This is a genomic window from Loigolactobacillus backii, assembly GCF_003946275.1.
Classification (GTDB): domain Bacteria; phylum Bacillota; class Bacilli; order Lactobacillales; family Lactobacillaceae; genus Loigolactobacillus; species Loigolactobacillus backii.
The window spans coordinates 1-9,542 of the sequence record NZ_RHNQ01000069.1 but is presented as its reverse complement, the minus strand read 5'-3'; the positions used below and the strand labels follow the sequence as shown (position 1 = coordinate 9,542).

Here is a 9,542-nt window from a genome sequence, read left to right as displayed (position 1 = left end):
CAAAAAGCACATTCACCGAAGTGAATGTGCCGTTCAAAATCTCCACCAATACGATTTGACAGAGACCCAAAAAAAGCTCATGCGGATAATTATCCGTATGAGCTTTATTCGGTAGCGCAAGTTTAGAACTTAACTTCGTTCTTGCTTTCGCCCTTTTCAACCATTTCTGTTGCTGAATCTAAGGCAACGTCAACCATGTTCTTAACGGCAGTTTCAGTATAGAAAGCAACGTGCGGTGTAACTAAGATATCACGTTGTGCCAATAAGTCACGTAAAGTTGCGTCTGGTACTTCTTTGCCAGTAAAGTCGTTGTTGAAGATGCCAACTTCGTTTTCGTAAACGTCAAGTACGGCACCGGCAACCTTACCTGATTTATAACCGGCAAGTAAGTCCTCAGCATCCAACAAGTCGCCACGGGCGGTATTAATGATATAAACGCCGTCCTTCATTTTAGCAATGGAGTCTTTGTTAATCATATGATAATTTTCTTTTGTAGCTGGAGCATGTAACGTAATGACATCGGATTGAGCCAGTAGTTCATCCATTGTGTCAACGTACATACCAGTTGCTTCAAGGGCTGGATTATGGTAAACATCATAGCCGATGACTTTAGCACCAAAACCTTTATAGATGTTGATTCCGGCCTGGCCAATACGTCCAGTACCAACAACACCAACGGTCATTGTGTGCAATTCTTTAGCAATATCTGGTTCCCAACGGAAATCACCTTTTGCGGTTTTTTCGTTGAATTCTGGTGTCCGACGAAGTAATTGCATTAAACCTGTAATTGCAAGTTCAGCAATAGCACTTGGTGAGTAACTAGGTACATTGGTTACTCGAACGCCGTTAGCCTTAGCAACATCTGTAGGAATGTTATCAACACCGACGTTACGGATTGATAGGTCTTTAATACCAAATTCCTTCATTGCTGGAAAGATTTCTTCATCATAAGGCAATTGTTGGTAAGCGACAATGGCATCATAGCCCTTAGCCTGCTTAACCGTATTTTTGTCTAACAACTCAGAAACAAGTTTTACTTCTGCATTATGTTCTTTTGACCAAGCATTGGCATAGCCTTCTTCGTCCTTACGAACACCATAAACGATATATTTCATAATAATAGTAATTCTCCCTTCTCTAACATTAACATTATAAGCACCAGTTTAATTTTGGTAAAGGGCCAATTCAATTTTTTTCAAAAGATAGCACCTTTAAACAGCAAAAAAAGAAGTTTTTTTGATCGCAGCTGGTGTTTAAAAGCGTATTCTGCCTTCAAAGCGGCCGATTTAGTTAAGAATTCCTGTTGATAAAGTAATTTTACTGGTCGGCGCTTTTTTAGACGTGTATATTTTGCTCCCTTACCAGAATTATGCGTCGCTACTCGCTTGGTAACATCCGTTGAAAAGCCACCATAAAGGGTGTTATCTGCACAAAGTAAAACGTAAAAATAAAACTTAGTCACCCGTTACCGTCTCCCCGTATAACAATTTGTGAACTTCGGGTGAGTAATTTCCATCCTTAGCGTAAACGACTAGCGGTGGTAAGAAGCGCTGCCCACCGAACTTACCATCTTTAATGAATTCAACTAACACCATATTAGCTTCCCGTTGAGCTAAAGGATGGACCAAACGAATTCGTTTAGCAATTAATCGGTGCTGCTGGGCCTTGGTCACTAACTCGACAAATCGATCGGGCCGGTAGACAAAATAGGCCTTACCGTTCATTTTAAGTAAACCACTGGTGATCGTTAAGATGCTGTCCAAGTTAGTTTTTAATTCATGCCGGGCAATCGCCAGGTAAGGATTAGGGTTCTTTTTACTAGTTGGTAAATGAGAAAAGTACGGCGGATTACAAGTGACGACATCGACACTATCTTTAGGGATCACTTCAAAAGTTGTCGCTAAATCCCGCTCAAAAACGTTAATCTGCCGTTCTAGATGATTTAAAATAACTGAGCGGCGAGCCATGTCGGCAAGTCGTGGTTGTAATTCAATTGCACTAATTGATCCTGCCGTTTTCTGCGTTAAAAAAAGACCGACTGCACCATTGCCGGCACATAAGTCAACGATTTGACTATGCTGGTGCAAAACCGCAAAATCGGCTAATAGGACTGCATCCAATGAAAATGAAAAAACGTCTGGGCTTTGGATGATTTTAATATTCTGACTATAAAGTTGATCAATTCGTTCTCCTGGTTCAAGCATATCGGTTCCTCCACCTATTAATGTCAAAATTATACGGCAATTATTTAAGTGAAACAAACAAAAGTGACATTCACAACCAAAGAAAATCTGGTATAATGATGTCTGAATTAATTCCGGAAGGGAATGCTGTTATGTTTTACTCATTTGCACGCGTAGTAGTGCGTATTCTAGTTTTCTTAATTAACGGCAATGCACATTACGAAAATAAAGAACAATTACCTAAAGGTGCTTATATCTTAGTTGGGCCCCACCGTACCTGGTTTGATCCCATTTATTTTGCCTTGGCCGCTAGTCCAATGAAATTTTCATTTATGGCTAAAGAAGAACTATTTAAAAATCCAATTATTCGTTTCATTTTGGTTCACGCAAATGTTTTTCCAGTTAACCGGGCACATCCAGGTCCGTCAGCAATTAAGCGCCCCGTTAAGATCTTACGTCAGGGAAAATTATCTTTAATTATGTTTCCTTCAGGTACGCGGCACTCTAAAGAGCTCAAGGGTGGTGCACTAATCATTGCTAAAATGAGTGGTGTGCCCCTCGTTCCAACCGTTTATCAAGGCCCCCTTTCGTTCAAACAGTTATTTAGCCGGAAACGGATCACGGTTCGCTTCGGTGAACCGATCTACGTGGGTAGCAAAGCTAAAACGGATAAGGCGGGTATAGCAAAAATCGATGACCAAATGCAAGCCGCTTTTAACCAATTAGATCAAGAAATCAACCCTGATTTCAAATATAACCCAACACAAAAAAAGGACTGACTTATCGTCAGTTCTTTTTTTGATTAATATTAACTGTAATTCAATGATTACAAGGCCGATCAAACTTATTACTCAAAGGTAGCCTAAATTGGCTTTCCCAGACTCTTTTAATTCAATTTATCATTGAGTACTAAAAACAATTTAAGGCGACTCCCTAAATAAATTAACGGTTATTTTGACTTAGCTGCCTTTTTTGATTGAGCTTTCATTGAAGACATCATTTGATTTAGTTTTTTCTCTGATGGTTTTTGACCCATCTGCATCATCATTTGGCGCATCATATCTTCTGAAATTGGTGGATTGTCAGCTAAATAACGTTTCATATACTGACGGGCTCCAAAGAAACCACCAATAACACCGAGTGCCGCCCCAATAACAAAGACCAAAATTAACATTCCCACGTCGTGTTTCTCCCTTCATAATTAAACTCACACATAATTCTACACAACTCACAGCTAAAAGAAAAGACTGCTTTTGGCTTTTTAGTCTTTTCGCCAACCTTTTTCACGTTGGATTCGTTGAACCTTATCTGGTGTGATTTCTTTGCCCTTTTTGTCAAAGAGCTGCGTTGTTTCAATTTGTTGACGTAAATTTTCTCTAAAACTAGCAATGTATTCCTTACGTAATTGCTGTTGCTCTTGCTTTTCATCTGCCGTTAATTCTGATTTCTTCGCCTTTGCGGCCAGCTCGTTAATTCGTTTTAGTCGTTTAGTAATTGCCATTTTAATCGACTCCCTTATTTTGTAGACTATTTTAACAAAAAAATGCGGATAATCAACCATTTAAACGCGAACATTTGTTTGAAAAGCCCATTTTTCTATGCTAAACTAAACATATTAAATAGATTGAGGTGTCAATCATGATAAAAGCCCATGAAACAAAGCAATTAGAGGTGCTCCGTTTCATTCACGAACGAGTTAATGAAAAAGGCTATCCGCCCACCGTTCGCGAAATTGGAGCAGCCGTCTCTCTTTCTTCAACATCTACAGTGCACGGCCACCTAGCTCGTTTAGAAAAAAAAGGCTACTTACAAAAGGATCCAACAAAACCGCGGGCAATTGAGCTCACACCTGATGGTTTAGCGGCATTAGGTATTACACCAGCGAAGATCCCTGTTTTAGGAACTGTAACTGCTGGTGAACCAATCTTAGCCGTTGAAGAAGCAACTGACTTTTTCCCAATTCCGCCTGATATGGATGATGATGACCGCGATTTATTCATGTTGACCATTCGTGGTGAAAGCATGATCGATGCCGGAATTCTTGACGGCGATAACGTCATTGTTCGCAAACAGGCGAACGCGGATAACGGCGAGATTGTTATCGCAATGACGGCAGAAAATGAAGCAACTTGTAAACGATTCTTCAAAGAATCCGACCACATTCGTCTTCAGCCAGAAAATGACACTTTTGCCCCAATCATTTTACAAAATGTTACTATTTTAGGCAAAGTTGTAGGCCTGTACAGAAGTCATATTTAAATCATTTTAAGATTGACAACGAACTTTTTAGTTTGGCGCCAATCTTTTTTATTTACCCAAATCACCTTTAACCTGTTGTTCACCTGATTAAAAATGGTACGAGTCCAACTTCGTAAATCTATTTTATATTAGAGTAACCTTTTTATAGTGGTAAGCACCGGAGTCCAGGGAGTGCCGCTCAAATGGTGCAGCCGTTAGCATCGTGACAAACTCCTTAGCCCGCTTTTCTGTTGTAAAAGCACGCAATATTTCAAAGCTTGATTCGTCAGCCGTATAATCAGCAAAATAAACCACAAAAATCCAGTGATTCACAACTTATTCCCCCTAATTCAATCTCGGTGCAATCCAAACAAAGAAATAGTTTAACAAAAAATTCACAAAAAGTAAACTATCTAACAATTCTGATGGCTGACCCTGCTAGAAATTTATACTTAGCAACTTATTTGAAATCCATTCCGAACACTAATGGCCTTAACTAAATTAAACTCTGAGTAGAATTCTTTTATTTACGGGAGTCTGGGTTCTTACTTGTTTCCCCACGTTACTCTAAAACGTGCGCCAAAATCGACTTTTGTCCTACTCCAGTAAATTCGTTAACAATCTACGCTACTAAGATTTTTTTATTTCTAATAACTGAATTGGGCCACCAACAGTTGCAACCTGAGCGTCACTCTGAGCCTGCTTAACCGTATCACTCAATAAAGTTTGTAGCTTAACGGTTAAACCGCTTGATTCCAAATCAATCAGTTGCTGTTTAGTCGCAGCAGTTAAGGCCATAACTAATTCTGATTGGCCAAAAAAATAAGACTTAGGCAATTGATCAGTACCTAAGGCCAGGGTTTCTAAACGACCATTAATTAGGTGGATCAACCGGAGCCGAGCATCACCTAAACCCGCTAAAATAAAATCATTTTGATCTAATTTATACTGATGTATAAGTTCTCGAAAAGCCTGCACTACTTCATCAAAAGTCACCTTAACTGCCAATTGATGTTCAAACAAAACAATTAGTTCATTCAATCGCGCCCAGTGATGATTAAGCTGCAAACTAAATTTCCCTGCGGTGGCAATAATGCAACCTGGATTGGCCAACCAAAAAAGTTTTTGAGCGTGATCGGTGGTTATCAAACGTCCACGCTTATTAATTGTTGTCAAGCGTGAATCAGAACCAACTATAATTCGTTTTTGTGTTGCCATTACACCAACAATTGTCATCTGCACACCTCAATTCCACGTAGTTTACCACAAAAAATAAGTGCCTTGAGCAATAATAATTTATGCTCAAAACACTTATTACACCATTATAGTTTAATGGTTGGATGGCTAGCTCGCCGCTTAACATTAGTATTAATGTGTGTTCGGTTATAGCCAGCAATCCAGACTGAAAGTAGAAAAATACCGATCAGAATAGCCATTCAAATCACCTCACACTTATTTAATTAGTTAAGCTATCCACTTAATATAACATATCCTGTGAAACATGCAAGAAATAGTTCTTTTTTGGCAATAACATCGCTTCGATTCAAGTATGACACTAGAAAGATATCTTTATTTTGAGAAACATGTTAGAATTGAAGTCATTGAGGTGATAAAATTGATCACTATCCAAACAAATAATGATAAGGAATATAATTTAGATAATATTACTCAGGTCATTGTTTATACGCGCACAAATGGTACCCATTCATACGAGCTAAGCGAATTTTTGGATGTTAAGGATGTAAAACGCTACGTCTTCTTCCACGGTACTGATCTTGTCATGGGATTAAACCTTTCTGACATTAAATCAATCACTGTCGACTAAATCGGCAGTGATTTTTATTATCCAAGAAAGTTTCTTAAAACTGAACTTCCTTATCTTGACTGTTGAATTTTGAAAAGTAAAATTGCTTTTTGCCAATGGACCAGATTTTTGGTATACTTATTGAGTACTTTTCTGGAGAGTTGGCAGAGTGGTAATGCAACGGACTCGAAATCCGCCGAACCGGCTTATACCGGCGCGCAGGTTCAAATCCTGTACTCTCCTTAAATAATCATTGATACAGCAGCATTCCTAAACACATTAGTGTTGGAACGTTGCTATTTTTTTGTCCGGCCTATTTTTCAATCTTTTAAAAAATCCAGACGGACCGAAATCCGATAAACTTAAAATTCAGCTCGGCTATAACGAATCACACTGTAATATTTAATTGAAATAAAGTCGTTAATAATGCCAGCAGCAAGATCGGATTCCGAAATTAACTTTAGTTACGCAATTTGAAAGGCCAAATTTTATGAAAAAACTAAAAAACACTTTAATCATCTTATTAACCTTGCTGCTACTCCTTATAGGTGGTGGCTATCTTTACACGAAAAGTCAGCTTCACCATCCACAAAAAATAGCACTAACCGCGGCAAAACAGGCCACAAAAGAAACGAATAGCTACCTCTATTTCAAGGCGCACCACCCAAAAGAAAATAAACCAACCGTTATTTTTTATCAAGGTGCCTTAGTTGATGCGGCCAGTTACAGCTCATTGGCCCTAAATTTGGCTACTAACGGCTACAATGTTTATTTATTAAAGTCCCCCCTTGATCTGGCTATTTTGGCTCCAAATCAGGCCAAACTAATTGTTCAAAAACAACCTAAACAAACCTATGTTGTTGGTGGCCACTCTTTGGGGGGTGTCGTTGCCAGTCGCTTTGCTGCTAAAGCAACGACTTCAAACCTACGTGGCGTTTTCTTCCTAGCAAGCTACCCAGATAAAAAAGGAAGCCTAGCCCACAAAAAAATCACAAGTCTATCCATCACCGCAAGTCACGATCAGGTTTTAAATTGGAAAAACTACCGGGCCGCCAAGCAATATTTACCCCAAGTAGCGGTCTTTAACCAAATTAAAGGTGGTAATCACGCCGGCTTTGGCAATTACGGTAAACAAAAACACGATGGCAACGCCACAATTTCAAACGCCAAACAACAATCAAAAATTACACAAGTACTCACTGCTTGGTTAAAAACGATTCAGTAATTAAACCTGATGATTGGCGGGTTGGGTCTTGAAACTATTTTACAAAACATTCCCCTAAACTGATTTAACTGGTTGCTGTGACACTACCCAACCAGTTAAATTTTAAAAGTCATAATTCCTTTAATTTTAATTAGAAATACTGCGAACGCACTCAAATTTGGTTATACTAAAAATAGTTCCTCAATAGTTAAGTCCACTAAGGAGTTCGACCGCATGAAAATTTCTCCGTTAAAACTACCAGGTCTATACGACTGTTTAATTGTTTGCCTTTTATTATTAGAAATCATCATTGCTAGTCTAACGACAATTATTTCACCCTTACAACATCTTCTGGGCTTCGCTACTTTTAATGCGGGCCTAACGGAAATGACTAGTAAATTAGTTTGGCTTTGTTGGTTAGGAATTCTGCTACACCTCAATTCCTATTTTCACGCCCTTCAAATCCCAGCAATGATGTTGGCCAATATTTTAGGAATTGCGGCCTTTTTTATGTTATGGTTGCTTCCGTACCATAGCTTGATTCCCTTAATTTTACTCATCATTGTGATTTATTTAACGCTACAAACGGCCCAGCGCAATCAAGCCAAGCAACAAAAAACGAAGCAAACAAAAAAACACTAAAGGAGTTGCGTTATGAAAATTGGTATCGATCAACTCAGTTTTTATACAACCAATTATTTTATCGATATGGCTAAATTGGCCAAAGCCCGTAATGAGGACCCAAATAAATATTTAATCGGAATTGGCCAACGCAAAATGGCAGTCATCCCGCCAACCCAAGATAGCGTAACCTTGGCGGCCAACGCTGCGGCCAAGCTATTAACGCCAGAAATTAAGCAACAAATTGATACAATTATTTTTGCAACGGAATCGGGGATTGACCAGTCCAAATCTGGTGCAGTCTACTTACAACGATTACTCAAGTTACCAAAGAGTGCCCGTGCCTTTGAAGTTAAACAGGCTTGTTATTCAGCAACGGCCGCCCTTCAATTTGCACGCGGCTTTGTTGCTTTACACCCTGATAAAAAGGTTTTGGTCACCGCCAGTGATATTGCCCGCTACGGACTGCATACTCCGGGCGAACCAACTCAAGGCGGCGGTGCTGCTGCTTTTATTGTGAGTGCCAATCCCCGTCTTCTAGCCTTAGAAGATACTAGTACAGTTATGACCGAAGACGTCATGGATTTTTGGCGGCCAAATTATGCCACTGAAGCAATGGTGGATGGTCATTACTCCGGTAACGTTTACGTTGACTTTTTCCGGGACGTTTTTAACCGTTTTAAAACACAAACAGGCATGACAGTTGCCAACTTTCAGGCCTTCGCCTTTCATTTACCTTACACTAAAATGGGGCTGAAGGCCTTACGAACCATCTTACCTGAGGCCAGTGAAAGACAACAAGAGCAACTAAGGGCTAATTTTGAGGATTCCCGTAGCTACAACCAGGACGTTGGCAACCTTTATACAGGTTCGCTTTATCTCAGTTTGCTTTCCCTTTTGGAAAATACGACAACACTCCACTCTGGTGACCGAATTGGTCTATTTAGCTATGGTTCAGGTGCCGTCAGTGAATTTTTCACGGGTATCTTACAAGGTAACTTTAAGGATGCTCTGCTGAAGGAATCTGAACGGCAGGACCTAAATAATCGCCAAGAAGTTGATTTAGCAACCTACGAAAGACTGTTTAACACTCAATTACCAACAAATGGTACCACCGTTGAACTTGACACCACTTACGAGCAAGCAACTTATTATTTGGCGGGTATTGCCAATCATCAACGTCAATACTGCGTAACGGCCGAGTAATCATTTTCAGTCCCTTGGTTGTATTTGAAAACAATTTTTACTAGGATTCTCCAGATCAATTTGATCTCAACGATTTGAAAATTCGTTTCTCATACTTTTTAAATACCGTTAGTTTACATCACTACATTATCTAATTTTGTTAAAAGAAAACAGAATGGCCGCCGTCAATTCTAACTATTGACGGCGGCCATTCTGCTTTTAATAAATAAGGCTCTATACTTTTTCCTGTTGATAGTTTACAAATGGTAAACTATTAACAGGATTTTTGTGCAGAAAAAGAGCTCAC

The 9,542-nt window shown here is 39.3% G+C and carries 13 protein-coding genes and 1 tRNA gene; 7 read left to right on the top strand and 7 right to left on the bottom strand.

Annotation, left to right across the window (positions count from 1 at the left end):
- Positions 1–122: 122 nt before the first annotated feature.
- The 3 genes from EKM61_RS10180 to EKM61_RS10170 all read right to left on the bottom strand — a co-directional run bounded on the left by EKM61_RS10180 (position 123) and on the right by EKM61_RS10170 (position 2,204).
- A complete protein-coding gene (locus tag EKM61_RS10180; RefSeq protein WP_068224665.1) occupies positions 123–1,115 on the bottom strand; it encodes a D-2-hydroxyacid dehydrogenase in 993 nt (330 codons plus the stop codon).
- A gap of 80 nt (positions 1,116–1,195) precedes the next feature.
- Positions 1,196–1,462, bottom strand: a complete 267-nt coding sequence (locus EKM61_RS10175) for a GIY-YIG nuclease family protein (RefSeq protein WP_068224668.1) — start codon at positions 1,460–1,462, stop codon at positions 1,196–1,198.
- Positions 1,455–2,204 carry a tRNA1(Val) (adenine(37)-N6)-methyltransferase gene (locus EKM61_RS10170; protein ID WP_068224671.1) on the bottom strand — a complete coding sequence of 250 codons (750 nt, stop codon included), beginning with the start codon at positions 2,202–2,204 and terminating at the stop codon, positions 1,455–1,457. Before EKM61_RS10170 ends, EKM61_RS10175 begins: the two co-directional genes overlap by 8 nt.
- Before the next feature lie 131 nt (positions 2,205–2,335).
- On the opposite strand from EKM61_RS10170, the gene EKM61_RS10165 reads away from it, so the two are divergent.
- Complete coding sequence (locus EKM61_RS10165) at positions 2,336–2,962, top strand: lysophospholipid acyltransferase family protein (protein WP_068226224.1); 627 nt, start codon at positions 2,336–2,338, stop codon at positions 2,960–2,962.
- A gap of 170 nt (positions 2,963–3,132) precedes the next feature.
- Here the strand turns inward: EKM61_RS10165 and EKM61_RS10160 are convergent, their stop codons facing one another.
- Together EKM61_RS10160 and EKM61_RS10155 are read right to left on the bottom strand one after the other, a co-directional pair.
- Entirely contained in the window at positions 3,133–3,357 is a 225-nt protein-coding gene (locus tag EKM61_RS10160) for a YneF family protein (protein WP_068226225.1), read from the bottom strand.
- A gap of 87 nt (positions 3,358–3,444) precedes the next feature.
- The gene (locus EKM61_RS10155) at positions 3,445–3,684 is read right to left on the bottom strand and encodes a DUF896 domain-containing protein (protein WP_068224674.1); all 240 of its coding nucleotides are present in this window, start codon (positions 3,682–3,684) and stop codon (positions 3,445–3,447) included.
- Between the two features lie 137 nt (positions 3,685–3,821).
- On the opposite strand from EKM61_RS10155, the gene lexA reads away from it, so the two are divergent.
- On the top strand, positions 3,822–4,442 hold the full coding sequence (gene lexA, locus EKM61_RS10150; protein WP_068224678.1) for a transcriptional repressor LexA: 621 nt from the start codon (positions 3,822–3,824) through the stop codon (positions 4,440–4,442).
- Between the two features lie 123 nt (positions 4,443–4,565).
- Here the strand turns inward: lexA and EKM61_RS10145 are convergent, their stop codons facing one another.
- Together EKM61_RS10145 and EKM61_RS10140 are read right to left on the bottom strand one after the other, a co-directional pair.
- Positions 4,566–4,754 carry a hypothetical protein gene (locus tag EKM61_RS10145; protein ID WP_068224680.1) on the bottom strand — a complete coding sequence of 63 codons (189 nt, stop codon included), beginning with the start codon at positions 4,752–4,754 and terminating at the stop codon, positions 4,566–4,568.
- Positions 4,755–5,051: 297 nt separating this feature from the next.
- The gene (locus EKM61_RS10140) at positions 5,052–5,657 is read right to left on the bottom strand and encodes an Ntn hydrolase family protein (protein ID WP_068224681.1); all 606 of its coding nucleotides are present in this window, start codon (positions 5,655–5,657) and stop codon (positions 5,052–5,054) included.
- Positions 5,658–6,036: 379 nt separating this feature from the next.
- Here EKM61_RS10140 and EKM61_RS10135 point away from each other — a divergent pair, with 379 nt between their 5' ends.
- The 5 genes from EKM61_RS10135 to EKM61_RS10115 all read left to right on the top strand — a co-directional run bounded on the left by EKM61_RS10135 (position 6,037) and on the right by EKM61_RS10115 (position 9,256).
- Positions 6,037–6,246, top strand: a complete 210-nt coding sequence (locus tag EKM61_RS10135; protein WP_068224682.1) for a hypothetical protein — start codon at positions 6,037–6,039, stop codon at positions 6,244–6,246.
- 134 nt (positions 6,247–6,380) lie between these two features.
- Positions 6,381–6,468: transfer RNA gene (locus EKM61_RS10130), tRNA-Ser, on the top strand.
- A 247-nt stretch (positions 6,469–6,715) separates the two neighbouring features.
- Positions 6,716–7,450, top strand: coding sequence for an alpha/beta hydrolase (locus EKM61_RS10125; RefSeq protein WP_068224683.1), 735 nt, complete (start codon positions 6,716–6,718; stop codon positions 7,448–7,450).
- Between the two features lie 213 nt (positions 7,451–7,663).
- Positions 7,664–8,071: a hypothetical protein gene (locus EKM61_RS10120; RefSeq protein ID WP_068224684.1), complete on the top strand. Its 408-nt coding sequence runs from the start codon at positions 7,664–7,666 to the stop codon at positions 8,069–8,071.
- A 12-nt stretch (positions 8,072–8,083) separates the two neighbouring features.
- Positions 8,084–9,256, top strand: coding sequence for a hydroxymethylglutaryl-CoA synthase (locus tag EKM61_RS10115; protein WP_068224685.1), 1,173 nt, complete (start codon positions 8,084–8,086; stop codon positions 9,254–9,256).
- The last annotated feature ends 286 nt before the right edge of the window (positions 9,257–9,542 follow it).

Bases quoted from the DNA above. Each gene is read 5' to 3' on its own strand.
- EKM61_RS10180 (WP_068224665.1), bottom strand. From the start codon at position 1,115: ATGAAATATATCGTTTATGGTGTTCGTAAGGACGAAGAAGGCTATGCC.
- EKM61_RS10120 (WP_068224684.1), top strand. From the start codon at position 7,664: ATGAAAATTTCTCCGTTAAAACTACCAGGTCTATACGACTGTTTAATT.
- EKM61_RS10115 (WP_068224685.1), top strand. From the start codon at position 8,084: ATGAAAATTGGTATCGATCAACTCAGTTTTTATACAACCAATTATTTT.
- EKM61_RS10140 (WP_068224681.1), bottom strand. From the start codon at position 5,657: ATGACAATTGTTGGTGTAATGGCAACACAAAAACGAATTATAGTTGGT.
- EKM61_RS10160 (WP_068226225.1), bottom strand. From the start codon at position 3,357: ATGTTAATTTTGGTCTTTGTTATTGGGGCGGCACTCGGTGTTATTGGT.
- lexA (WP_068224678.1), top strand. From the start codon at position 3,822: ATGATAAAAGCCCATGAAACAAAGCAATTAGAGGTGCTCCGTTTCATT.
- EKM61_RS10165 (WP_068226224.1), top strand. From the start codon at position 2,336: ATGTTTTACTCATTTGCACGCGTAGTAGTGCGTATTCTAGTTTTCTTA.
- EKM61_RS10125 (WP_068224683.1), top strand. From the start codon at position 6,716: ATGAAAAAACTAAAAAACACTTTAATCATCTTATTAACCTTGCTGCTA.
- EKM61_RS10170 (WP_068224671.1), bottom strand. From the start codon at position 2,204: ATGCTTGAACCAGGAGAACGAATTGATCAACTTTATAGTCAGAATATT.
- EKM61_RS10155 (WP_068224674.1), bottom strand. From the start codon at position 3,684: ATGGCAATTACTAAACGACTAAAACGAATTAACGAGCTGGCCGCAAAG.